We start from the raw sequence: 24,757 nt of genomic DNA on the forward strand, positions 1-24,757 counted from the left end.
AAATGTCAGGACTTCAGGAGTGGTGATGTCGACGACGACCCGCCCGGCCGACCTCCGGCCCGTGCTCGGCCTCCCCGATCCCGGCGAGCGCGTGCCCGACCTCGCCGTCCCCACGGCGGCGCTCTACCTCGGCACGCTCGCGCTGTTCGGGGTGCAGGTCACCGGACTGGTCGCGGGCTGGACGCCGTGGCTGCTGGTGCCGCTCGGCGGCGTCGTCACCTACCTCATGTTCACCGTGCTGCACGAGTCGATCCACCACGCCATCAGCACCCGCACCCGGTTCAACGACCTGCTCGGCCGGATCTCGGTGCCGTTCGTGGCGCCCTACGCCAGCTTCGCGATGATCAAGTTCATTCACATCGAGCACCACCGCCACACCAACGAGCCCCGCCACATCGACCCCGACCAGTGGACCAGCGACGGCCCGGCCTGGCAGCTCCCGCTGCGCTGGGCCACGCTCGACGTCTGGTACGTCGTCTACTACGCGCGCCGGCTGCGGGAGCGGCCGCGTCGCGAGCTGGCCGCGGCCGGCGCGGTGGTGCTGGCGGTGGCCGCCGTCGTGACCGGGCTGTGCCTGGCCGGGGCGGGCTCCGAGGTCCTGCTGTGGTTCGCCGGCCAGCGCGTGGGGGTGCTGGTGCTGGCGTGGTGGTTCGACTACCTGCCCCACCACGGGCTCACCGTCACCCAGCGCGAGCACAAGTACGGCGCCACCCGGGTGCGGGTCGGTCGGGAGTCGTGGATGACCCCGCTGTTCGTCTACCAGAACTACCACCTGGTGCATCACCTGCACCCGAGCGTGCCGTTCTACCGCTACGTGCGGGCCTGGCGCCGCAACGAGCAGGCCTACCTCGACCGCGACGCCGCGGTGTCCACGTGGTTCGGCCGGTCGCTGAGCCCCGAGGAGTACCGCACCTGGCGCCGGCTCACCGCCGCGATGGCCGACCGGCCCGACGACGCCGCGGGCACCGCAGGTCCCCGGCCCGAGTTCCACCAGCTCAAGGTCGCCGCCGTCACCCCGCTCACCGCCGACGCACGGCAGGTGGAGTTCGAGGTGCCGGCCGACCTCGCCGCCACCTTCGCGCACCGGCCCGGACAGCACGTCACCGTGCGCGCGATCATCGACGACGTCGCGGTGACCCGCACCTACTCACTCGTCACGGCGCCCTCCGAGGGGCGGCTGGTCATCGCGGTGCGGGCGGTCCCCGACGGGACGTTCAGCCGCTACGTGCTCGACCGTCTCGGGGCCGGCGACGTGCTCGACGTGATGCCGCCCGCCGGCCGGTTCCACACCGACCTCACCCCCGGGGCGCGACGCCGCTACGTCGCGGTCGCGGCCGGGTCGGGCATCACGCCGATGATGTCGCTGCTGCGCGCCACCGCGGAGGTCGAGCCCGACAGCAGCCTGACCCTGGTGTACGGCAACCGCACGCGCGAGACCACGATGTTCGCCGCCGACCTCGCGCAGCTCGCCGCCGAGCACCCCCGGCTCACCGTGCACCACGTGCTGTCCCGGGAGGCCGCGGCGGGCTGCCTCGAGGGGCGCGTCGACGCAGCGCTCGTGCGGCGTCTCACCGAGGCCGACGCCACCCCGGTGGACGCCTGGTTCCTGTGCGGCCCCGAGGCGATGGTGGACGACCTCGCCACCGAGCTCGGCACGACCGAGCGGGTGCTCACCGAGGTCTTCCACGCCACGGCGACCTCCGGCGGCCCGGCCCTCGACGTCGAGAGCCGCGTGAGCGTGCGGGTCGGGGGCCGGGAGGCGTCCTTCGACCTGCGCTCGACGGGCGACTCCGTGCTCGACGCCGCGCTGCGCGCCGGCCTGGAGCCGCCCTACTCCTGCGCGGGCGGGGCCTGCGGCACCTGCGTCGCGCGGGTCACGCGGGGGCGGGCGGTGATGGACCAGAACCACGCCCTGGGCGACGACGAGGTGGCGGCCGGCTACGTCCTGACCTGCCAGGCCCACCCCGTCACCGAGGACGTCGCCGTCGACTACGACGCCTGACGCCGCTCGTCCGCGCCGTCCGCTCCCCCGTCCCGGTCAGCCGACGGGCGGGGCCGGCGGGGCCGGCGGACCGGGCGGCATCACCGATCCGGGCGACCCCGGCGGGGCGGGCGGTGCCGGCGGGCCGGCGGGTCCGGACGGCATCGGCGGGACCGCGGTGCCCGCAGCGCCGGCGGCCGGGGTCAGGTTCGGCATCATCGACCCGAACCGGGCCCGCACCGACGGCGGCGCGGTGAGGGCGAAGATCGCCAGCCCCGGCATGACGAACAGTCCGGCGAGCACCGGGTAGGTGACCACCGAGTTCACGCCGTCGCCCTCCCCCGCCTGCGACGCCGCGAGCACGGCCACGAGGCCGAGGGCGAGCGTGGCGGCGGCGAGGCTGAGCGCCACCGGGCCGCGCGGGGCGTGGGACGCGAGCGCCGGCAGGCTGAGGCCGGCTGCGACCGCGGCCAGCAGGGCGAAGAAGAGGCCGACGAAGAGGCCGGCCGGGATGTCGAGGTCGCCGTCGAACATCGCGATCTGCACCACGATCGCGATCAGGAAGACCGCCAGCCCGAGGGCACCGCCGACGGCGAGCAGCATCGCGCCCCGCGCCGTCTCCACCCATTCCACGGCCTGGTCGGCGGCCGCGGAGCCGGCCCGGACCGCGGGGTTGAGCGCCAGCGCCGTCGCGGCGAGCAGCAGCGTCAGCCCGGCCACGGGGGTGAGGTAGGTGGCGACGCCGTAGTTGAGGAAGATGCTGCCGCCGGCGCCGAGGTCGTCGACGTTGCGCGAGTTGAACAGCAGCGCCGCGAGCGCGCTCAGGCCGACGACGGCCAGCAGTCGCCGACCGGGCCCCCGGCCGCCGAGGACCAGCCGCAGCGGAAGGCCGAGCACCACCAGCGCCTGGAACGTGACGGCGAGGAGCAGCAGCACCGCGGCGACCTCGCCGTCGTCGAACAGCGCCGAGGCGGCGATCGAGGACCCCAGGTCGCTGTTGCGGGTCAGCACGGTGGCCTCCAGTCCGTCGCCCCCGACCACGACGGCGGCGACGAAGGTGGCCAGGGAGGTGAGCACCGCCGCCGCGAGGGCGAGGCCGGCGACGAGCGGGAGGGCGCGGCTCAGCAGGGCGGCGTCCCCCGGCGCGGCGCCGCGCGGCAGCGCGAGCAGCAGGACACCGAACAGCGCCACGGCGACGGCCGACCCGACGCCGTAGTCGGGGTCGTCGGCCCGCGGGACGGACAGCACGAGGGTGAGCACCGTGGCCAGCACGACGGGCACGGCCCCGAACAGCGACAGCAGCCGGCCCTGGACGGCCGTGAGCCCCGGCACCAGACCGAGCGCGACGACGTAGGGCACCGCCACCGTCAGGGTGCTGACGAGCACGGCGAGCAGGGCCCACCACACGCCGGTGGTGTCCTCGAGCTGGTTCCACGGCAGGGCCAGGGAGACCAGCAGGAGGGTGACGCCGAGGACGTCGAGCACGACGTGCGAGAGCGGCTGCCCGGCCACGAGACGTGCTCCGCCGGGCCCGTGCGCGACCAACTCGGCGGCACCGCCGGGGGCGACGCCGAAGGCCTGCGTCGGCACCGGACCGGGCGCCGGAGGCGCCGGCGGCGCAGCCGGAGGCGGCGGCATCTTCGCCAGGGACGGGGCGGCCGGCGCGGCGGCCGGCGGGGGCGCGGGAGGAGCGGCCGGCGCCGCGGGCGCCGCCGGCGGGGCCGTGGGGGCCGCGGCGCTTGCCGGGTTGGGCGTGCCACAGGAGGGGCAGAAGCGCACGCCGGCGACGGCGGTACCGCACTGGGGACAGAACTGGCTCACGAGAGGCCTTCCGGCGAGGGGGTCCGAGATCCGCGAGTCTGGCAGAACCCCTGCCGCACGGTCAGCCGACGGGCCGGGCCTCCCGGGGATCGGGGCGCGCCAGCAGGAGCAGGCCGAGCAGCGGGAGGGGCAGCAGCAGCGCGAGGCTCTCACCCAGCCCGACGACCTCGCCGAGCCCGCCGACCGTCGCCGAGCCCACCGACCCGCCCACCATGAACACCAGGGTGGCGACGCCGAGGGCGACCCCGCGGACGTCGTCGTCGACCGCCCCGCCGACCGCCGCCGAGAGCGCCGGCTGACCGACGCCGAAGGCGATCGTGACGAGCGCGACCGAGCCGAGCAGCACGACGGGCCACTCCGCCGCCGCGCCGAGGGCCGCGACGCTGAGGGCGACCACGCTGGTGGCGGCACTGCCCCGCAGGGCGGTGCGCGAGCTGACCCGCGCCATCAGCGGACCGACGAACCGGGGCATGAACAGCCCCAGCACCCCGGCGGGCACGAGACCGAGGCCCACCTGCCAGGGCTCCCAGCCCAGGCGCAGCAGCAGGGCGGGGATGGCCACCAGCAGGGCGAACCACGACGCCGGCACCGCGGCGGCCGCGATCGCCGAGCGCACCACGACGGGGTCGGTGACCACCGCCCGCGGCAGGAAGCCGTGGGGCACCCGCCGCACCCGCGCGGCCGAGATCGGCGCCCCGAGCAGCACGAGCAGCACGCCGGCGAGGGCCACCGCGGCCCCGGTGGACGGCGACTGCAGCACCAGCACCACCCCGCCGGCGGTGAGGACGGTGAGCACCGCCCCCAGGACGTCGAGCCGGGCGCCGGATCCACCGACGTGCAGCGCGCTCCACAGCGCGGGCACCAGCAGGGTGCCGAGCACGGGCAGGGCGATCGCGACGCGCCAGCCGAGGGTGTCGACCAGCACGCCGGCGCTCAACGGGCCCAGGCAGGTGACGGCGGAGGCGATGGCTGCGACCCGCAGCAGCGCCCCGGTCTTGGCGGCGCCGGTGTAGCGGTGGCTGATGATGGCCGCCCCCAGCGTCGGGACCGCGGCGGCGCCGGCCCCCTGGAACAGCCGCCCCACCAGGTGCACGGCGAAGGTCGGGGCGAGCGCCGCCGTGACGGCGCCGACGCTCATCAGGGTCAGCCCGATCAGCAGCGGGGTGCGAGGGCCGCTCAGGTCGGCGAACCGGCCGTAGACGGCGGTGCCGACCCCGAGCATGAGGGCGTAGAGGCTGATCGACCAGGCCGCCGCGCCGAGCGGCACGTCGTAGGCCTCGGCCAGCGGCGCGAGGGCCAGCGACGCCGCCGCACTGCCCATGCCGGCGAGCCCGAACAGCAGCCCCAGGAGCACCGAGACCCGGCGCACGTCGTCGGGGGCTCCGGCATCGGCGACGGGGTCGAGCGGCGAGGCGGGCACGGGACGGCGATCGGCGGTGGTCATCGCGAGGTGCAACCCGCGAGGACCACCGCCGATTCCCGGGCGCGGACCGTCCCCCCGGAGCGGCCCGCGCCCCACCCCCGAGATCAGGCCCGAGATCGGGTCGACGGAGCCGGGGGCCCCGGGGGTCAGCGCAGGGTGGCGTCGCAGTCGAGGTAGCCGCGCACGTAGGCGAAGGTCGAGGAGCCGCCGCCGGCGGAGGTCCACACCCCGCCGATGCGCAGCGACCCGACACCGGCCAGGTCGGCGAGGTCGAGCACCAGGGTGTTGTCGGCCCCGACCGCCCGGGACGTCAGCACCTCGCCGTCGCCCTGCACGTCGAAGGTGACCGTGCCGCGGTTGACGTTGCGCACCCAGAGCCGACCCGAGCGGCAGGCACCGCGCAGGGTGTAGGAGAACCAGGCCTCCGTACCGACGGAGGTGAACTGGGCCCTGAAGCCGCTGCAGCAGTTGCCGGTGACGTCCTCGTGCTCCGGGGTGTCCCAGGAGTAGATCGGGTCCTGCGCCGAGAAGGTCGGCTCGCTGCTGCCGTCCGTGGGGTTCAGACCGCCGTCCTCGGTGGGGTCGATCTCGCGCACCGCGTAGACGACGTAGACCGTCACGCGGCGCGTCGGGGAGGTGGCGGCGGCCAGGGTCGCGCCGTCGACCCGCTCGCGGGCGGCGACGGCGCGCAGGGTCAGGGTGCCGGCGCTCGCCGCGCGGATCCGGGCCCGGTACTCCCCCGACGCCGTCCGCGTGGCGACGGTCGTGACGGTGCGCCAGCCGCTGGGCAGGCGCCGCTGGATGGCCACCCGGGTGCCCTTCGGCGAGCGGGTCAGCCGCCCGGTGAGGGCGAGGGTGCCGCCCTTCGCGACCCGCGCGGGCGCGGTCAGGCTCAGCGAGCGCGCGGTGGCGGCGTCGCTGCGGGTCTGCGGCAGCACCACGACCGCGAGCGCGAGCAGGAGCGCGACGACGATCGCGGCCGGTCGGGTCGGGACGGCACCGGTCGAGGCGAGGCGGGGACGGGAGGGGGATCGGTTCATGGCCGCGAACCTAGGAGCGGCCGCGGCTTCCGTGGCGGACCCCGAACAACCCCGAACAACCCCGGACACCCCCCGCCCGCCCCGCCGGCCCGCCCGAACCGCGGGGGCCGGCGTCAGACCGCGGCGTCCTCCGGCTCCGGGTCGGGACGCCGACGCGAGACCGCGACCGTGGTGCCGACGGCCACGAGCAGCGTCAGCGCGCCCGCGGGCCGCAGGTCGTCGACCGTCACGATCAGCGCGGCGGCCACGGCCCCGGCCAGCAGCGGCGGGGCCGACCCGAGCTCGCGGTTGGCCGCCACCTGCAGCGCCGCGATCGCCACCAGGGCGAGGGCGGCCGGCAGCACCACCCCCGCGATCCCGGTGCGGGCGCCGACCTCCTCGGCGTGCAGCAGGGTGTCGAGCTGCACCTGCACCCCGGCGCCCGCCGCGGCCACGGCGGCGTAGAGCACGTAGTGCCCGTAGCCCCAGGTGAACGCCGCCCGCCGGTGGCGGGTCAGGCCGTCGCGCCCGAGGGCATCGAAGTAGATCCACCACACCGCGAAGGCCACGGCGGCCCCGGCGGCCACCACCGCCACGAGGTCGGGTGTGGGGACCTCGCCCTCCACGGCGCTCTCCAGGGCCACGGCGAGCGCGAGCACGCTCTCCCCGATCACGATCAGCGCGAACAGCCCGTAGCGCTCGGCGATGTGGCCGGGGTGGAAGACCGGACCGGGGGCCCGCCGCACCGCGAACATCGGGGTGGCCAGGTCGACGGCGACCGCCGGCACGAGCGCCAGGATCGCGCCCGGGGCGTCGAGCCGGGTGCCGAGCACCCACAGCACGGCCCCCACCGACAGGCCGCCGGCGTAGGTACGGGCGAACGCCGCGTGGGCGGCGTCGTGGGCCGCGGCACGCAGCCACTGCAGCACCAGCGGCACCCGCAGCGCCGCGACCGCGATCCCGAACGCCGCCAGGTCGCCGCCGAACGCGCGGTGCACCGTGGCGGCCAGGGCCACGATGCCGACCATCTGGGCCATCGTGAGCAGGCGGTGCACGGCGTCGTCGTTGTCGAAGGCGGTGGCGAACCACGTGAAGCTCATCCAGGCCCACCACACCGGCACGAACAGCAGCGCGTAGGCCGCGACCGTCTCGCCCGTCCTGCCGTCCGCGAGCCCGTGGTGCAGGTCCTTGGCGAGGATCGCGACCGCCACCACGAAGCACAGGTCGAACAGCAGCTCCAGGGGCGTGGCGGCGCGCTCGTGCTGGCCGGCGTCGCGCATCCGCAGCGGGGCGCTCATGCCTGCTCCCGCGCGGGCGTGCCGTCGCGGTGGTGGGCCACCAGCACCAGGTCGCGTCCCAGCCCGGCTCCCAGCGCGAGCAGACCCCAGTAGCGGGCGGCGGCCTCGGTCACCGCAGCCCCGGCGAGTCCGCCGACGTCGACGGCGTCGAAGTCGAGGTGGCGGGCGAGCTCGACCACCGCGGCCCGGGCGACGGCGTCGTCACCGGCCACGGGCAGCAGCGGACGGCGGCCGTCGGGCAGCAGCGGTGCCGCCATGTGCTCGGCCCCGAGCACGTTGAAGGCCTTCACCACGGGCACCCCCGCGGGGGCGTGGGCGGCGACGACCGCCGCGCCCGAGGCGTGGCCCGCGGGCACGGGCCGCCCGAAGGGGTTGGTGGCATCGATCAGCACGGTGCCCGGCGCCAGCGGCAGGGCGGGGACCACGCTCGCGACGGCGTCGAAGGGGACGGCGAGGATCACCGCCGCCACGGCCGGGTCGGGGCCGGGCAGGGCGGCGAGCTCCTGCACCCGCGCATCGGGGGCCACCGACGCCGTCGCGGCGTCGCGCACCCAGTGGGTGACGCCGAGGCCACGTCCGACGGCGTTGGCGCCGAGCGCGCGCGCCACCGCACCGGCGCCGACCAGCGCGATGTCCCGGAGGGGCCCGGTCATCGACCGAGCGCCTCGACGACCAGCCGTGCGGCCGCCGCACCGGAGTGCTGCTGCTGCCCGGTGATCAGGTTGCCGTCGCGCACCGCGTGGGCGCGGAAGGCGCCCTGCACGATGAAGTTGGTGCCGGCGATCGCGCGGGCCTCGTCCTCGATGCGGAAGGGCTGGATGCGCTGGCCGACGGCGGCGTCGGCGACGTCCTCCTCGCTGTTCGCGAACCCGGTCCAGGTGCGGCCCGCCACGACGAGCTCGCCGTCGGGCGTGCGCGCGTCGAGCAGCACGCAGGTGGCGTGGCACACGACCGCGGCGATCCGGCCCTCCGCGACGGTCCGGCCGACGAGGTCCGCGACCCGCGGGTCGTGGCGGAAGGTGTACATCGGCGCCTGCCCGCCGACGAGGAAGACGGCGTCGAACGTGGCGGGGTCGAGGTCGGCCAGGGCCGGGGTGTCCTCGGTGAGGGCGCGGTGCGCCGGCGAGGTGAGGAAGCCGAGCGAGAGCAGGTCGTCGGCGGAGTAGCCGGAGGCGTCGGTGGGGTCGGAGTAGCCGTCGGCGACGACGGTGCCGCCGTCGGGGCTGGCGACCACGACCTCGTAGCCGGCCTCGACGAACTCCCAATAGGGATGGGTGAGCTCGGCCCACCAGAACCCGATGGGCCAGCCGGTCTGCTGCGAGACGCCGGGGTTGGACACGAGCATGAGGACGCGCTTGCGGGCGCCGTGGGTGTCGATCGTGGCGGACATCGCCACTCCTTTCCATTACGAGTCAGTAACGGAATGAAAGTAGCCGACCTCGGGACTGCATGCAATACATGACTGTCACGTAATGTGATCGCATGACCGAGGCGACCACGACCCGCGGCCGTCCACGCGACCCCGCGATCGACCGGGGCGTCCTCGAGGCCGCCCTCGCCGAGCTCGCCGCTCGTGGGTACGCCGCCTTCTCGCTCGCCGCGGTGGCCGAGGCGGCGGGCACGACCCGCCCCGCGATCTACCGCCGCTGGCCCACCAAGGAGGCCCTGGTCGTCGAGGCGATCGCGCACCTCGCCGCCGTCGATCCCCCACCCACGGTGGGCGACCCCTTCACCGACCTCGTGGCCGAGCTCGAGCACTTCCGCCACTGCATCAGCGAGGCCGCCGCCCTCCCGCTGGCCGGTCTGATGCTCGGCGACGGCGCCGACCCGGAGATCCGGGCCCGCTACCACGACCTGGTCGTGGTGCCGCGCCGCGCGCGGCTGCGGGGCCTGCTCTCCGCCGCGCAGGCCGGCGGCGCGATCGACGCCGACGCCGACCTCCTGGTCGCGGGCTCGCTCCTCACCGGCTCCTGGTACTCCCTCGCCCTCGTGCAGGCCGAGCCGCCCGCCGACTGGGCCGAGCGCGTGGCCCGGCTGGTCTGGCGCGCCTGCGGCGGCACACCGCCGCGCTGAGCCTCCGCCGCCACCGCGGCCTCTCACGATTCATGCGAACCACGCGGATCCGATCACCGCGCTCACGTAAGGTCGGGATCGACACCGGGACGAGTGGGAAGGGGGCCGATGGCCGAGACCAACGACGCTCGTGCCCGCCTGATCGCCGCCGCCGCCGACGCCCTGCTCGAGCTGACGCCGAGCGACCTCATCAGCGCCATCGGCACCCGCCGGCTCGCCGCCCGCGCCGGGCTCAGCGCCGCCGCTCTCTACCACCACTTCTCCTCGGTGGCCGAGTTCGCCGACGCCGTCGTGGCCCACGTCTACGACGCCGCAGCGCTGCGGATCGAGACGCCCACGCAGGGGGCCGCCCTCATCGGCCGGTCCAGCCTGCCGATCGACCACGCCTACGACATCCACCGCGCCGAGTTCCGACGCCTGACCACCGAGCCCGGCCTGCGGCTGCGGCTGGGGTTGTGGGCGCTGGGCGGCGGCACCACCGACGACACCTACGGCGCGTTCCTGCGCGACACCGACGCCGTCATCAGCACGGGCATCCACACGATGCTGAAGGCCTGGGGCCGCGAGCCCCGCCCGCCGGTGGATGTCGCGGCCCTCACCGCCACCCACGTCGCCCTGCTCAGCGGGGTCTCGGTGCGCCACGTCGTCGACCCCGGCACGATCGACATCGAGACGTTCGCCCGGATCGCCAGCGCCATCACGGTGGCCGCGGTGCGGCGCATCGGCGACCCCTACGACATGGACGACCGGCTGGCCGACCTCAACTACTTCCTGCTCGACCGGGGCACCGACCCCACCACCGAGTCCACCTCGCGCTCCGACTCCCGCTCACGGGCGCTGGGTGCCGCTGCGACCCTGTTCGCCGACCGGGGGTACGAGGAGACCACGATCGCGCAGGTCACCCGCGCCGCCGGGATCAGCACCTCCACCTTCCACCTGATGTTCTCCACCAAGGCCGGGCTGGCCGCCGAGGTGGTGCGCACCGGTCTGCGGGGCGCACTGGCGGACCACACGGAGCGCTCCGCCGGTCCCGAGGTTCCCGACCCGGCACCCGACCCGGCCCCGACCGCCGCGGTCGGCCGCCTGCACGACCGCCTCACCGCCGCGGCCCACTACGCCGCTCGGCGCGTGGACTACCTCGCCCCCTACGTCGGCGAGCTCGGCGGACACCGGCCCGAGGCGGGCCGCGAGCCGGCGGTCGACGTCGTCGCGGCCCTGCTGGAGGAGGTGGTCGGCGAGCACGCCGACCCCATCACCGGCGCGGCCCCGGGAGCCCTCGGCACCGATCCCGCCCTCGAGGTGGCCCACGCCCTCGTGCTGCTGCTGCTCAGCCGGGTGGCCGGAGCGCCGGGAGTGCCGCCGTCCCAGCACGCGACCACCGCCCTGCGGCTGCTGCTCGGCCCGATCGCGCCCACGCCGGCCGTCCCCGCGTCGTCCGTCCCCGCGTCGTCCGTCCCGGCGGGTGCGACCTTCGCGGTGTGACGCGTCTCGCCCGCAATCGGGTGGCTCCCGCCACCGTCACGGGCGCACACTGGAACAGCCGCGCCGTCGCGGCCCCGACCCGCCCGGGCCCCGCAGAGAGTCGACACCCCGCACCGTGACCGAGACCGCCAGTCGTCCCGCGCTGGCGGCGACCCCGGCCGACCTCCCGCAGCGCGCGGTGCTCGCCACGCTCATGCTCGTCACCACGGTGACCGCGGTGATCAGCAGCCTCGGCGCTCCCCTCGTACCCACCGTCGCGCGCCGCTTCGACGTGCCGCTCAGCGCGGCGCAGTGGACGCTCACCGCCACCCTGCTGGCCGGCGCCGTCGCCACGCCGGTGCTGGGCCGGCTCGGCAGCGGACGGTGGCGTCGTCCGGTCATGCTGGCCACCATCGGCGTCGTGCTCGGCGGCGCCGTGCTGGCCGCGGCTCCCCTGGGCGACGGACCGCTGGCGTTCGCCGCGCTCGTCACCGGACGCGCGCTGCAGGGGGTGGGGCTCGGGCTGGTGCCACTGGCCCTCGCCGCCGCCCGCGACCTGTGGCGCGGGCCGCTGCTCGACCGCAACCTCGGCCTGCTCTCGGTCACCACCGTGGCCGGCGCCGGCCTCGGCTACCCGCTCACCGGCTTCCTCGCCGACCACCTCGGACTGCACGGCGCCCACACCTGCGGCGCGCTGCTGCTGCTCACGACCCTGCTGCTCGCCGTGCGCTTCCTGCCGCGGGCGGGATCGGTGCCGCCGCAGCCGGTGGACCTGGTCGGCGCCGTCCTCCTCGGCGGGGGGATGGTGGCGCTGCTGCTGGCCGTCAGCCAGGGCGAGCACTGGGGCTGGGCCGCACCCCGCACGCTGCTGCTCGCGGTCCTCGGCACGCTGCTGGTGGCGGCCTGGACCCTGTGGAGCCGTGGACGGGCCCACCCCCTGGTGGACCTGCGCCTGGCCGCCCGCCCCGGCGTCGCCGGCCCCCACGTCGTGGCCGCCTGCCTGGGCGTGGGCATGTACGGGCTGCTCACCCTGGCCGTGCTGGTCGTGCAGCGCGACCCCGCGGCCGGTCCCGACGGCTTCGGCCTCGGACTGGGCCCGGTGGCCGCGGGCGCGGTGCTCGTGCCGTACTCGCTGGCCAGCGTGTCGGGCAACCAGCTGGCGCGCCGTGTGGCCGCCCGGTTCGGCTCCGGGGTGCTGCTGCCCGTGGGCTGCACCTCCTTCGCCCTCGCGCTCGTGGTCGGCGGCACCTGGCACGCCGAGCTGTGGCAGGTGCTCCTCGCGATGGGCCTGGGCGGGCTGGGCAGCGGCTTCACGTTCTCCTCCCTCGCGGCCCTGATCGTGCCGCACGTGCCGCGCGCCGAGACCGGCAGCGCGATGGCCTTCAACCAGCTGATGCGCTACCTCGGGTTCTCGGTGGGCTCGGCGGTGAGCGTGGCCCTGCTGGCCGCCTACGGCGGCGACGACCTCGCCCTGCGCGGGGCCTACTGGACCCTCGCCGCGCTGTGCCTGCTCGCCGCCGGCGCCGACCGGCTCACCCGGCGACGGCGCACGTCCGGTCCGGTCCCGACCTCGGCCTAGGCCGGCCCGATCACACCGGCTCGCCGGGTCCGGCCCGACCGGACCCGAGCGGACCCGAGCCGCTGCGCGCGCTCCTGAGCCGACCGGGCCGACCGGGCCGACCGGGCCGACCGCCCGTCCCTCTACCGGTCCGCCGGGGTGGCGCTCTAGATTGCGGGGGTGGCCCCCTCGTTCGCCAGCACGCTCACCGACACCCTCGGCACGGTGCCCACCGGCGCCGTCGTCGCCGCCTGCTGGATCGCGCTCGCCGCGCTGGTCGTGCTGGCCGCCGGCCGTGGCCCCGGCCTGCTGCTCGCCGCACTCGGCGCGGGCGCGCTGCTGGTGGTCCTCACCGTGCACGTGGTCGACACCCTCGCCTTCGAGCACGGCCGACAGGGGATCATCGCCCGCCACGACCTCGGCGGCGTGCTCGAGGGACTCACCCTCGCCGGCGTCGTCGCACTGGTGGCCGGCCCCGCGCTCGGGGTGGTGCTGCGCGGCTCGCGCCGGGTGCGGGCCACCCGGTGAAGCTCGACCTGCAGCTCACCGGTCGTCCCGACGAGGTCGCCGAGCACGCCCGCGCGCTGGTGGCGGCCGGCGCCGACGGGCTGTTCACCTTCGAAGGTCCCCACGACGTGTTCCTGCCGCTGGCCGTGGCCAGCAGCGCGGTGGAGTGCGACCTGATGACCAACGTCGCGATCGCCATGCCCCGCTCCCCCATGCACCTGGCGCACACGGCCTGGGACCTTCAGCTGATGAGCCGCGGCCGGTTCCGGCTCGGGCTCGGCTCGCAGATCCAGCCCCACATCGAGAAGCGCTACGGGGCCACGTGGAGCCCCCCCGCCGCGCGGATGCGCGAGATCGTGCAGGCCGTCACCGCCATCCTCACCTCCTGGCAGGACGGCACGCCCCTGGACTTCCGCGGCGAGCACACCACCCACACCCTCATGCCCCCCACCTTCGTCCCGGGCCCGAACCCGTACGGGCGTCCGCCGGTGCTGCTGGGCGCGCTGGGACCGCTGATGACCCGCACCGCCGCGGAGGTCGCCGACGGCCTGCTCGTGATGCCCTTCCACTCCCACCGCCACATCCGCGAACGCACCCTGCCCGCCGTCGCGCAGGGGCTGGCGGCCGCCGGCCGCGACCACGTGCCGCTCTACCCGCAGGCGATCGTGGCGATGGGTCGCGATCGCGCCGAGCAGGCTGCCGCCGACGCCGGCGTCCGGGGACTGCTGGCCTTCTACGGCTCCACCCCCGCCTACCGCTCGGTGCTCGACGTCGAGGGCTACGGCGACCTGCAGCCCGAGCTGAACCGGCTCTCGAAGGTCGGTGACGTCGCCGCGATGATGGCGCTGGTCGACGACACCCTGCTGGAGCGGATCGCCGTGCGCGGCACCCCCGAGGAGTGCGCCACCGAGATCCGGCGTCGCTTCGGCGACCTCGCCGACCGGGTGTGCGCCTACTTCCCCGGCTACCGCCCCGACCCCGCCACCATCGGCGCCCTCGCCTCCGCCCTGCGCTAGGTGGTCGCCGTCCCCCGTCGTCACATGCGAGAAGCACCACGTCCGGCGGAGAACCGGTGCTTTTCGCCTGTGACGACGGCAGCCCGCGGCCCCGCTGCGTCGCCGGCGGCTCGACGCGCCGCGACGGTGGTGCGGACGGTCCACCCCGAGGGCGGCGCCAGCGTCCAGCACCGGGAGGACCGGCCGACCAGCTCGGCCCGACCGTAGGCCGCGCGGAGCCGGCGGACGAAGGCGAACGGCGCGCGCAGGTCGGTGGAGGTCATCCGCGCGACCTGGAGTCCGAGGTCCCGGTACAACTCGTCGCGGTCGTGATCGCGCTCCCGCACCCGGGTCTGGTTGTGCACATCGCCGTCGTACTCCCCGGCCACACCCCACTCGGGGTCGAGGAGATCGGGCACCAGGAGCCGCCCGTCGAGGTGGAACACCGGCCGGTTCGTCAACGGCCGGCGTCGCATGGCCTCGACCCACTCCAGCCGCATCACCGTCTCCATGGGCGACCACGCGTTCTCGTCGGCGAACTCCAACGCCGTTCGCAGCTGGCGCACTTCGGGGCGACAACGCAGACCGGCGGCGTAGCGCTGCATCTCCGCGAGGTCGACGACGTCGGCCCGCAGCGCCATGTCGAGGATGCGCACCGCGGCCGACAGGGAACGTGCACGCCGGACCGCGAACGAGACCGAGCGCGCCACCCGCGTGAGCGCCACGCCGTCCACGACCACCCGGTCTGCCTCGAAGAGCCAGTCGTTGGTGAGCCTCACCCCCGGCCTCGGCGCGAGCGCGGCCCGGTCGTCCACCGCCACGTCGATCACGTCGTCGCCGCGGTCAGCGAGGCCACTGAGGTACTCGACCCCGATCCACCGCAGGGCCGCGATTCCGGTGATGGCCGCGGCCTCGGGCAGTCCCGCGGCGACCTCGACCACCCGCTGCTCGAAGGTGGTGGAGTCGGTGTCGGCCGGCACGTAGAGGCCGGGACCGACCCGACGCCAGCCCCTCCCCCGAGCCCGCGCGCGGGTCGGGCCGAGACGGCCGGTCGGATCGACGCGGCAGGGCGGGACGACGGTGCGTTCGGGCATGCGGAGAAGCGTGCGCCGATGCTGGTCTCCTCTGCGGCGGTCCTCCACAGGGGTCCGTTGTCACCAGAGGAATGCACCGTTTCAGACCGGAAACCGGTGCATTCCTCTGCTGACAACGGGCAAGCGGTGACCTACTTCTTCGGCTTCACCGCGGCGCTGAGCACCTGCAGGGTCGGGAAGCCGGGCTTGGTGGCCACGACCCGCACGGCGATGAGCTTGCCGGCGTCGGCCTTGGTGAGCTTGTACGACGTCTTGGTGGCCTGCGGGATCGGCTTGCCGGCGCGCAGCCACGTGATCGCGAAGGTGTAGCCCGGCGCGTTCCACCGGCCGAGGGTCGTCTTCAGCGTCTTGCCGACCTTCGCGGTGCCGGTGATCGCCGGCTTGCCGAGGATCTGCCCGCTCACTGCGACGGTGGGGGAGGCGACGGCGGCCGAGGTGTCGTAGCCGGCGCGGACGTAGCGGACCGCGACCGTGAGGGTGGCGCCCGCGTCGGCCGCCACCAGGCGGTAGGTGGCGCTGGTGGCGCCGGGGATGGCGGTGCCGTTGCGCTGCCAGCTGTAGATCACGGAATCGGCGGCCGGCGTGCTGGTGCCCGGGGTCGCGGTGAGCAGCGAGCCGACCGTGGCCACGCCGGCGATCGTCGGCGCCGGCGTGGAGGCGAAGGTGCCGGTGGTGACGGCGGACGTGGGCGCGGAGGTCACCGTCGAGGCGGCGAAGCCCGCACGGGTGGCCGTGACGGCGAGGGTGATCACCGCACCGACGTCGGCGGCTCCCAGCACGTACGGAGCCGGGGACGACGTCGCCGCGCCGACGGCCACACCGTCGCGCCGCCACTGGTAGGACAGGGCGTCGGGGGCCGGGGTGAAGGTGGGCGCACCGGTGAGGGTGAGCGACTCCCCGACCCGCGGCGTCCCGGCGATCGTGACCGTCCCGTCGGAGCCGAACTGGCCCTCGACCACCGTCACCGGAGCGCTGGTGACGGTCGCGGGGGTGTAGCCGGCCGACGACGCCGTCACCACGACGCGCATGACGCCGCCGAGGTCCTCGGGCCCGAGGACGTAGCTGCCAGGCGAGGACGTCGCCGTGCCGACCGGCACGCCGTCGCGCTGCCACCGGTAGGTGACGGTGTCCGGCGTCGGGGTGAAGGTGGGCGACCCCACGGCGCTGAGCGTCTCGCCGACCCGCGGCGGGCCGATGATCGTGGTGGTGCCGGTGGAGGTGAACTCCCCCGCCGCGATCGTGACGGGCGCGCTGAGGACACTGATGTCGGGGTAGGTCTGCAGCCCGCCGGTGACCCGCAGCCGCAGCTCGGCCCCCAGGTCGGCGGCGGTCAGCGGGTACGGCGGGATGCTGCCGCTCTCGAAGCTGCCGGGCAGCGGCACGCCGTCGCGCAGCCAGCGGTAGCTGCGCAGCTGCACCTCGGGGGTGAACACGGTCGGGTCGGTGCCGGTGAGGGTGCGTCCCACCTGCGGCGTGCCGGAGATCTGCGGAGCTCCGGTGGCGGTGATCATCGACTCCACCACAGCCGCGGTCTGCGCGCTGGTCACCACGAGGTCGGTGTTGCCCGCACGACTGGCGGTCATCCGCACCGACAGGCGGGCGCCGAGGTCGGCGCTGGTCACCGCGTACTGCGCGGGCGCGGACATCGCGGCGCTCACCGGCACACCGTCGCGCAGCCAGCGGTAGGTGCGGCTGGTCGCGCTCGGGACCGTCTGGACGTCGTCGGCGACACCGAGGGTGACGCCGGTGCGCGCCTCGCCGGTGACCACGAGCTCCCCGGGGCCCTGCACCAGCGGCGGGTCGATGATGGTCGAGGTGTCGAGGCTGGTGGCCGTCCCGGTCACGAAGTCGGTGGCCTGCCGGGTCTCGACGACGCTGATCACCGAGCCGCGGTCGGCCGCGGTGAGCTCGTAGGTGGTGCCAGAGGCCACCACCATGCCGCCCCGCCGCCACTGGAACGTCGACATCCCGACGTTCGGCGCCCACGTGCCGCTCACGGCGGTCAGCGTGCTGCCGACGTACGGGTCGCCGGTGATGGTGGGCACCGCGGTCGCGACGAGCGGCTGGCCGGCCAGGAGGGTCAGGGAGTTGCGCAGCCCACCCGCGGCGTTTCCACTGCCGATCGTGGAGATCACCCCGCGCGAGTCACGGACGACGACATGGTTGTTGCCCATCGCGCCCTCCACGATGGTGCCGATCGGGGTGGCCTCGGGAAGTGCGGCGAACGGCGAGACCGGGGAGGTCAGCGAGCCGAACTGTCCGGCGTTGTTGCCCGCCCCGTACGCCGTGCCGTCACTGCCGATGGCGAGGGTGGCGAAGCCGGTGTGGCCGTAGGTCGCGATGCCGGTGACCGCCGGGAGACCGGGGGCGAGCACGGGCGTGGGCCCACCGCTGCCGCTCGACCCGCGCTGTCCGAAGGAGTTGTTGCCGGCGCTGTACACGCTGCCGTCGGCGAGCAGCACCGCGGCGTGCTCGCCCCCGATCGCCACGCTGGTGGCGACGTAACCGGAGGGCAGTCCGGCGAACTCGGTCCACGTGGAGAGAGGGCTGCCGCTGTTCATCAGTTGGCCGCTGCCGTTGTACGCGGCGCCGTACACCGAGCCGTCCTGCGCGACGACGGCGTAGTTGTGGTTGCCGCCGAACACCGCGGCCGGGACGTCGCCGCCGGGCAGGGGCGCCATGGCCGTCAAGGTCTGGGGGCTGCCGGAGACCCCCGGGAAGGGGCCGAAGGTGTTCGTCCCGGCACCGTAGAGCGTGCCGTTGTCGCCGACCACGATGGACCGTCCCACCGTGACCGCCGCGTCGACCGCCCTGACCTCGGCAGGCAGCCCCGACATCTCCGTGAGGGTCCGGATCGAGGAGACCCCGACGGCCAACTCGCCGAAGTCGTTGCGGCCCGTCGCGTACACGCGACCGTCGCTGCCGATCACGAGCGTGCCGTAGTAGCCCGCCGCCACCTCCACGCCGGTGACGCCGGAGGGAAGGCCGGTCAGGACCCGCGGGGTGGACGTACCGGCGCCGTCGGTGCCGGTGATCTGCCCGAAGCTGTTGTTGCCGACGCCGTAGGGCACCCCCGCGGCGGACAGGAACACCGTGTGGTCGGCACCGGCCGCGATCGTGCGCGGCGCCGCCCGGACGTCGTCGATGTCGACGGCGGCCCCTGCCGGAACGCCGGTGAGCGCGACCGTCGGCACCACCAGGAGCGGCACCGTGAGGACGAGCGCGGACCAGCTGCGTCGCAGGCGGGAGCCCGCACCCCCACGCGGAAGCACGAGCGGACGGCGGCGGGATCGGGACACAGGTCCTCCAGGGGAGTGGGAGAGGGCCACACCCTAAGCCATGCATGACTCCGATCACAGCCCGTCCGGGCGAATGCCCGGACAGCCGACTCCCGGCGGCCCCGCCACCGCGACGGCGTCGCCTACCGGCGGTCGGGACGGGGGCGGTCGGAGGACCGGGGCAGACGGCGGCGCGGGGGCAGCGACACGGATGCTCCTCAGGGCGGGGGGAGGGGAGGTCTGGATCGTAGTGGATCGGGTGAGCCGGATCACAGCCCCGCGCAGCCCACGGGCTGCCGGACACAGGTGGGGCCCTGGCGAATCGGACGCTCGTTCACCGCGCTCGCGCACCCGGACTATCGTGGCCGATATGGCGCAGGTCACATCGGCACCGCAGAGTCCCGACGTCCGCACGGCCCGGTCGCACGCCCTGGGCGACCTCCCCCGCCGGTCGGCGCGGCGGTCCCCCACGAAGGTCGCCCTCCGCGACGGCGACACGGTGCTCACCTACGCCGAGTTCGACGCCGTCATCGACCGCACCGCCGCGGCGATGGCCGACGCCGGACTGACCCGGGGCGACGCGCTCGCCCTGCTCAGCCACAACTGCTGGCAGTACGTCGTGCTGAACTTCGCCGCCGCCCGCCTCGGCGTGGTGCTGGTGCCGATCAACTTCATGCTGGGGCCGAGCGAGGTCGCGTTCATTCTCGAGCACAGCGAGGCCGCGGGACTGGTGGTCGAGGACGCGTTGGCACCGGTGGCCGACGCCGCCCTGGCCGAGCTCGGCGCGGGAGCCGCGCGGCTGCGGCAGCGCCTGGTGATCCCGATGGCGGGCGGTCGGCCGGCGGGCTGGACCGACGTCGCCGCGTGGACGACCTTCGACGGCACGCCACCGCAGGTGCACGTCGACGACGACGACCCCGTGCGGCTGATGTACACCTCCGGCACCGAGTCGCGCCCCAAGGGCGCGCTGCTGAGCAGTCGCTCCCTGCTGTGGCAGTACGCCTCGTGCGTCGTGGACGGCGGCTTCGAGGCCGACGACGTCGAACTGCACGCCCTGCCGCTCTACCACTGCGCGCAGCTCGACGTGTTCCTCGGGCCGAACATCCTGCTCGGCGGCACGAACCTGCTGCTGCCCGCGCCGGACCCCGCCACCGTGCTGCGCACGATCGCCGAGCACCGCGTCACCAAGTTCTTCGCCCCGCCGACGGTGTGGATCGGGCTGCTGCGCCACCCCGACTTCGACGCCACCGATCTCTCGTCGCTGCGCAAGGGCTACTACGGCGCCTCCCCGATGCCGGTCGAGGTGCTGAAGGAGATCCAGGCCCGGCTGCCCGACGTCCGGCTCTGGAACCTCTACGGCCAGACCGAGATGTCGCCGCTGGCCACCGTGCTCGGCCCCGAGGAGCAACTCGGGTACCCCGGGTCGGCCGGGCGCGCCGGACTGTGTGTCGAGACCCGGATCGTGGCGGCCGACGGCTCCGACGACACCGCGCTCCCGGCCGGCGAGATCGGCGAGATCGTGCACCGCTCCCCCCACGCCACGCTGGGGTACTTCAAGGACCCGGCGAAGACGGCCGAGGCGTTCCGCGACGGCTGGTTCCACTCCGGTGACCTCGGCTACGTCGACGACGACGGCCGGCTCTACGTGGTGGACCGCAAGAAGGACATGATCAAGACCGGCGGCGAGAACGTCGCGAGCCGGGAGGTCGAGGAGGCCGTCTACTCCCACCCCGGCGTGGCCGAGGTGGCGGTGTTCGGGGTGCCCCACCCGCACTGGGTGGAGGCGGTCGCCGCCGTCGTCGTCGCAAAGGAGGGGGCGACACTCACGCCGGACTCGGTGATCGAGCACTGCCGCACCGTGCTGGCCGGCTACAAGACGCCGAAGTACGTCGTCGTCGCCGACGCGCTGCCGAAGAACCCCAGCGGCAAGATCCTCAAGCGCGATCTGCGCGACCAGCACGCCGACCTCGGCACGACCTGAGCGCCGGTGGTCGCCGGACCTGCGGTCCCGCGGCGGGGTGGTCTGGACCAGTACCCCACGGGGTAGGGCATTGTGCCACCCTCATGCCCCATGGGGCATGGGAATGACGGGACCCGGGGCGGTGCCCGGGCACGGGTGGCGTACCTCGACGGCATCCGCGGGGCGGCGATCCTGGCGGTGCTCGGCGTGCACTGGGTGGTGCCGTACGCGCCGATCGGGGGCGGCGGCTACCTCGCCGTCGACGTCTTCTTCGTGCTCAGCGGCTTCATCATCACCACCGTCCTGTGGCGCAGTCGCGGCACCGGCACGGTCCGGGCGCAGTGGACCGCCTTCACGCGCAACCGGGTGCGCCGGCTCTACCCGCCGCTGCTGGCGCTGATCGTCGTCGCCCCGATCGCCACCGCCCTGCTGCCCTTCAGCGACGTCGGCGTCGGCACCGCGCTGAAGAACAGCGGCCTGGCGCTGGTGCAGCTCACCTGGCTGAGCGAGGCCATGGACGTGATGGCCGACCCGCTGCGCCAGACCTGGTCGCTGGCCATCGAGTGGTACTTCTACCTGCTCTGGCCGATCGCGGTGTTCGCCGCACGCCGGGCCGGGTGGACGCCGCGCCGACTCGCCGCCTGGTCCCTCGGCGTCGCCGCGGTGCTGTACGCCTCGATGCTGCCCTGGGACGGGCTGATCTTCTACTTCACCCCGCCCGGACGCTTCGCCGAGATCCTGGTGGGCGCCGCCTTGGCCCTGATCGCGATCGAGCACGGCGGCGTCCTGCCCCGACGACGCTGGGTCGAGATCGCCTCGCTGGTGACGATGGGCCTGACCGCGGTGTACATGCTCGTCACCGACTGGCATTACAGCGAGCCGATCGTGCGCTTCGCCGGCGCGCCGTTCGCCGTGGCGATGACGGTGCTGATCCTGTGCGCCGGACAGCACGAGGGCCCGACCCGGTGGCTGCTCACCCGCCCGCCGCTCACCGCGGTCGGTCGGTGCAGCTACAGCCTGTACCTGTGGCACTGGCTGCCGGTGTTCCTCATGGACAAGGACAAGATGGACCTGCCGGGGCCGGTGCTCGGCGTCATCGGCGTCACCGCCGCGATCGCCCTGACCTGGCTCAGCTACCGCTTCCTCGAGCTGCCGTTCCTCGGCTCCCAGGCCAAGAACCTGGCGCCCCAAGCCGCCGGGGCGCCACCGCGCGACACGCCGGCACCCGCCCGATCGGCCGCCGAGCAGCACTGAGCCCCGCCCTCGAGCGGATCGTGCCGCCTCCCCGCGATCCCATACCGGGCATGGTGTCGGGACACCGGCGCCGGGGTGTGCGACGCTGCGCGCCATGGACAACCGCACGGCGGACTCGGGTCCGGCCTCAGGCACCCACCGCACCCCCGACGCCGGCCGCGACCGGGCCCGCGTCGACCACCTCGACGGGCTGCGCGGGGTGGCGATCCTCGCCGTGCTCGGCGTGCACTGGGTCAACACCTACGCCCCGATCGGCGGCGGCGGATACCTCGGGGTCGACGTCTTCTTCGTGCTCAGCGGGTTCGTCATCACCACCGTGCTGTGGCGCGGGCGCGACGTCGGCACGCTCGCCGCGGCCTACACCTCCTTCCTGCGCCGGCGGGTGCGGCGGCTCTACCCGGCGCTGATCGGCCTCGTGGTGGTCTCGCCGATCGCGGTGGCCCTGGTGCCCTTCGACGACCTCGACACCGCCGACAGCGCGTGGCACGCCGTGCTGTCCTTCGCCCAGCTGACCTGGCTGGCCGAGCTGCTCGGCACCAACACCGCCCCCTTCCGCCAGACCTGGTCGCTGGCGATGGAGTGGTACTTCTCCCTGCTCTGGCCGCTGGCCGTGCTGGCCGCCCGGCGGGCCGGGTGGACGGCGGGCCGGCTCGCCCGGGCCTCGCTCGCCGCCGCGGCGGTGCTCTACCTGGTCGCGCTGCCGTGGGGGGCCGAGGTCTTCTACTTCACCCCGCCGGGACGCTTCGCCGAGATCCTGGCGGGCGGCGCCGTCGCCCTGCTCACGATCGACGCCGGCGGCGCCCTGCCGCGGCGCCGCGCCACGACACCGCTGGCACTGATCGCCGCGGCGGCGTTCGGCGTCTACGTGCTCATCAGCCCGTTCAGCTACCAGGACGACCCGGCCCGGTTCGTCGGCGTGCCGCTGGCCGTGGTCACCACCGTGCTGGCACTGGCCGCGGCCCAGCACGCCGGCGTGGTGCGCAGCGTGCTGTCCCTCGCGCCCCTGGCGCTGATCGGGCGGGTCAGCTACTCGCTCTACCTGTGGCACTTCCTGCCGATCTACCTCATCGACAAGGACCAGATCGACCTGCCCGCACCGGTGCTCGGCCTGGCCGGGGTGGGTGTCGCGGTCCTCGGCACCGCCCTGAGCTACCGCTACCTCGAGCGCCCCTTCACCACCTCGCAGGCGCGTCACTTCGAGACCCGGCCCTGACGCCGGCCCTCGGCTCTCAGGTCAGGTCGGCGGTCAGGTCCGCGATCCGCCGGACCAGGTCGACGTCGGAGGAGACGGGGATGATCTGCACCTCGTCGGTGCCGAGGTCGGCGAAGCGCGCCAGCACCTCGCGCAGCCGGGCCGGGCTGCCGGCGAACCCCGTCGTCGGGGCGATCGCGTCCACGAACTCCGCCGGGATCCAGTTCATGTAGTGGCGCAGGTGGGCGTGCACCTGCGCCCGCGCGGCGCCGGGCACCGCGCCCGGCCCGTCGTCGTCGTCGAGCGCGACCCAGAACGACGTCGTCAGCCGCGGCGCGGGACGACCCGCCTCGGCCCAGGCGGCGCGGGCGGTGTCGAACAGTGCGCCGACCGCGGCCGTGTCGAGGTCGAGGGTCACGCCGGCCAGACCGTCGGCCCAGGTGGCGGCGTGGCGCACGGTGCGCGGCCCCATCGTGCCGACCAGCACCTCCGGTCCCCCGGGCTGCACGACCGGAGGCCCCACCGGGCGCATGGCCTCGGTGACCTTCTCCCCCGCCCAGATGCGCCGCATCGTCGCCACGCGCTGCGCCATCTCGGCCATCGTCTGGGTGGCCGGGTCGGCGCCCGCGGCCCGGTAGTCCTCCTCGCGGCCGCCCACGCCGACGCCCAGGGTGAGCCGCCCGCCGCTGAGCTGGTCGGCGGTCGCGAGCGCCTTCGCCAGCCGCCCGGGGTCGTGCAGCTGCGGCACCACGACGGTGGTGACGATCCGCGGGCGGGAGCTCCAGGCGGCCACCGCGCCGAGCAGGGTGAGGGTCTCGGGGTTGTCGAAGGCCATCCGCTCCCCGAAGCACAGGCTCGAGAACGGCCCCTCGTCGATCGCGCGCACCCAGGTGTGGAGGGTCTGCGCACCCCGCTCCCACAGGTCCGGCTCCATCACCGGCAGGGTCATCCCGATCCGCATGGCCGCACCCTGCCAGACCACTCACCCCCACGGCGGGGTGTCCGCGCCGCAGGGGCACCTAGGTTGGGATCCGTGGACCTCCTGCTCGGCCTCGACGCCGCCACCCCCGCCCAGCTCGACGACGACGCCGTGCGCGACGGCTACCCGTGGCCGGAGGGACGCACGTGGGTCCGGGCGATGATGGTCACCACCCTCGACGGCGGGGCCGCCGACGCTGACGGACTCTCCGCCGGCATCTCCTCCCCGGCCGACAAGGCGGTGTTCTTCGCGACCCGCCGGCTCACCGACGTCGTGCTGATCGGCAGCGGCACCCTGCGCGCCGAGCGGTACAAGCCGATGCACGGCCGCCCCGAGGACGCCGACCGCCGGGAGGCCGACGGGCGGGCGCCCGCCCCGCGGCTGGCCGTGGTGAGCGGCTCGCTCGACCTGCCCTGGGAGCTGGAGGTGTGGCGCGCCTCCACCCTGCCGCCGCTCATCCTCACCACCGCCGACGCCGACCCGGGCCGTCTCACGACCGCCCGCGCCCACGCCGAGGTGGCCGCGCTGCCCGAGCTCACCCCCCACGCGATCATCGGGGCCCTCGCCGAGCGCGGGCTGCACCGGATCGTGTGCGAGGGCGGCCCCACCCTGCTGCGCGACCTGGTGGCCGCCGACCTCGTCGACGAGGCCGACATCACCTTCTCCCCCACCTTCGCCGGCACGGCCCAGGGCCCGAGCACCGCCACCCTCCCCGACGTCGCGCGCTTCCGCCTGGCCCACGTCCTGCACGGCGAGGACTTCCTCATGGCCCGCTACCTCGCCCCCGGCCGCTGAGGGTCACCGGGGGTACGTCGTCACAAGCATTCGGCAGGCGGATCTGCCCGATCCGGCTGCCGAATGCTT

19 protein-coding genes are annotated in these 24,757 nt (G+C 75.0%); 10 read left to right on the forward strand and 9 right to left on the reverse strand.

Annotated elements, in window-relative coordinates; all coding sequences use genetic code 11:
* Positions 1–25 precede the first annotated feature (25 nt).
* Positions 26–2,002: a fatty acid desaturase gene (locus ACERUJ_RS07655; protein WP_370247904.1), complete on the forward strand. Its 1,977-nt coding sequence runs from the start codon at positions 26–28 to the stop codon at positions 2,000–2,002.
* A 36-nt stretch (positions 2,003–2,038) separates the two neighbouring features.
* Here the strand turns inward: ACERUJ_RS07655 and ACERUJ_RS07660 are convergent, their stop codons facing one another.
* The 6 genes from ACERUJ_RS07660 to ACERUJ_RS07685 form a co-directional block, all read right to left on the reverse strand.
* Positions 2,039–3,493: a hypothetical protein gene (locus tag ACERUJ_RS07660; RefSeq protein ID WP_370247905.1), complete on the reverse strand. Its 1,455-nt coding sequence runs from the start codon at positions 3,491–3,493 to the stop codon at positions 2,039–2,041.
* A gap of 370 nt (positions 3,494–3,863) precedes the next feature.
* Positions 3,864–5,246, reverse strand: coding sequence for an MFS transporter (locus tag ACERUJ_RS07665; protein WP_370247906.1), 1,383 nt, complete (start codon positions 5,244–5,246; stop codon positions 3,864–3,866).
* Between the two features lie 125 nt (positions 5,247–5,371).
* A complete protein-coding gene (locus ACERUJ_RS07670; RefSeq protein ID WP_370247907.1) occupies positions 5,372–6,265 on the reverse strand; it encodes a hypothetical protein in 894 nt (297 codons plus the stop codon).
* Between the two features lie 113 nt (positions 6,266–6,378).
* Positions 6,379–7,542 carry a low temperature requirement protein A gene (locus tag ACERUJ_RS07675; RefSeq protein WP_370247908.1) on the reverse strand — a complete coding sequence of 388 codons (1,164 nt, stop codon included), beginning with the start codon at positions 7,540–7,542 and terminating at the stop codon, positions 6,379–6,381.
* Positions 7,539–8,195: an NADPH-dependent F420 reductase gene (locus ACERUJ_RS07680; RefSeq protein WP_370247909.1), complete on the reverse strand. Its 657-nt coding sequence runs from the start codon at positions 8,193–8,195 to the stop codon at positions 7,539–7,541. The genes ACERUJ_RS07675 and ACERUJ_RS07680 overlap by 4 nt, the downstream gene beginning before the upstream one ends.
* Positions 8,192–8,932 (reverse strand): type 1 glutamine amidotransferase domain-containing protein, encoded by a 741-nt coding sequence (locus ACERUJ_RS07685; RefSeq protein ID WP_370247910.1) that lies wholly within the window; start codon positions 8,930–8,932, stop codon positions 8,192–8,194. Before ACERUJ_RS07685 ends, ACERUJ_RS07680 begins: the two co-directional genes overlap by 4 nt.
* A gap of 92 nt (positions 8,933–9,024) precedes the next feature.
* Between ACERUJ_RS07685 and ACERUJ_RS07690 the strand changes: the two genes are divergently transcribed.
* The 5 genes from ACERUJ_RS07690 to ACERUJ_RS07710 all read left to right on the forward strand — a co-directional run bounded on the left by ACERUJ_RS07690 (position 9,025) and on the right by ACERUJ_RS07710 (position 14,157).
* Positions 9,025–9,615 carry a TetR/AcrR family transcriptional regulator gene (locus tag ACERUJ_RS07690; protein ID WP_370247911.1) on the forward strand — a complete coding sequence of 197 codons (591 nt, stop codon included), beginning with the start codon at positions 9,025–9,027 and terminating at the stop codon, positions 9,613–9,615.
* Between the two features lie 108 nt (positions 9,616–9,723).
* Positions 9,724–11,097 carry a helix-turn-helix domain-containing protein gene (locus ACERUJ_RS07695; RefSeq protein WP_370247912.1) on the forward strand — a complete coding sequence of 458 codons (1,374 nt, stop codon included), beginning with the start codon at positions 9,724–9,726 and terminating at the stop codon, positions 11,095–11,097.
* A gap of 115 nt (positions 11,098–11,212) precedes the next feature.
* Positions 11,213–12,655, forward strand: a complete 1,443-nt coding sequence (locus tag ACERUJ_RS07700; protein ID WP_370247913.1) for an MFS transporter — start codon at positions 11,213–11,215, stop codon at positions 12,653–12,655.
* 159 nt (positions 12,656–12,814) lie between these two features.
* Positions 12,815–13,162 carry a hypothetical protein gene (locus ACERUJ_RS07705; protein ID WP_370247914.1) on the forward strand — a complete coding sequence of 116 codons (348 nt, stop codon included), beginning with the start codon at positions 12,815–12,817 and terminating at the stop codon, positions 13,160–13,162.
* Positions 13,159–14,157, forward strand: coding sequence for a TIGR03617 family F420-dependent LLM class oxidoreductase (locus ACERUJ_RS07710; protein WP_370247915.1), 999 nt, complete (start codon positions 13,159–13,161; stop codon positions 14,155–14,157). Before ACERUJ_RS07705 ends, ACERUJ_RS07710 begins: the two co-directional genes overlap by 4 nt.
* A 20-nt stretch (positions 14,158–14,177) precedes the next feature.
* On the opposite strand, the gene ACERUJ_RS07715 is transcribed toward ACERUJ_RS07710, so the two are convergent.
* Together ACERUJ_RS07715 and ACERUJ_RS07720 are read right to left on the reverse strand one after the other, a co-directional pair.
* Positions 14,178–15,230 (reverse strand): hypothetical protein, encoded by a 1,053-nt coding sequence (locus ACERUJ_RS07715; protein ID WP_370247916.1) that lies wholly within the window; start codon positions 15,228–15,230, stop codon positions 14,178–14,180.
* Between the two features lie 131 nt (positions 15,231–15,361).
* On the reverse strand, positions 15,362–18,439 hold the full coding sequence (locus ACERUJ_RS07720; protein WP_370247917.1) for a hypothetical protein: 3,078 nt from the start codon (positions 18,437–18,439) through the stop codon (positions 15,362–15,364).
* A 439-nt stretch (positions 18,440–18,878) separates the two neighbouring features.
* Here ACERUJ_RS07720 and ACERUJ_RS07725 point away from each other — a divergent pair, with 439 nt between their 5' ends.
* The 3 genes from ACERUJ_RS07725 to ACERUJ_RS07735 all read left to right on the forward strand — a co-directional run bounded on the left by ACERUJ_RS07725 (position 18,879) and on the right by ACERUJ_RS07735 (position 22,935).
* Positions 18,879–20,489: an acyl-CoA synthetase gene (locus ACERUJ_RS07725; protein ID WP_370247918.1), complete on the forward strand. Its 1,611-nt coding sequence runs from the start codon at positions 18,879–18,881 to the stop codon at positions 20,487–20,489.
* Between the two features lie 90 nt (positions 20,490–20,579).
* On the forward strand, positions 20,580–21,722 hold the full coding sequence (locus ACERUJ_RS07730; RefSeq protein ID WP_370247920.1) for an acyltransferase family protein: 1,143 nt from the start codon (positions 20,580–20,582) through the stop codon (positions 21,720–21,722).
* Between the two features lie 94 nt (positions 21,723–21,816).
* Positions 21,817–22,935, forward strand: coding sequence for an acyltransferase family protein (locus ACERUJ_RS07735; protein ID WP_370247921.1), 1,119 nt, complete (start codon positions 21,817–21,819; stop codon positions 22,933–22,935).
* Positions 22,936–22,951: 16 nt separating this feature from the next.
* Here the strand turns inward: ACERUJ_RS07735 and ACERUJ_RS07740 are convergent, their stop codons facing one another.
* A complete protein-coding gene (locus ACERUJ_RS07740; RefSeq protein ID WP_370247922.1) occupies positions 22,952–23,875 on the reverse strand; it encodes an LLM class flavin-dependent oxidoreductase in 924 nt (307 codons plus the stop codon).
* Between the two features lie 72 nt (positions 23,876–23,947).
* On the opposite strand from ACERUJ_RS07740, the gene ACERUJ_RS07745 reads away from it, so the two are divergent.
* Positions 23,948–24,688: a dihydrofolate reductase family protein gene (locus ACERUJ_RS07745; protein WP_370247923.1), complete on the forward strand. Its 741-nt coding sequence runs from the start codon at positions 23,948–23,950 to the stop codon at positions 24,686–24,688.
* Positions 24,689–24,757 lie beyond the last annotated feature (69 nt).

The sequence above is a fragment of the Nocardioides sp. genome (assembly GCF_964228225.1).
GTDB lineage: Bacteria > Actinomycetota > Actinomycetes > Propionibacteriales > Nocardioidaceae > Nocardioides.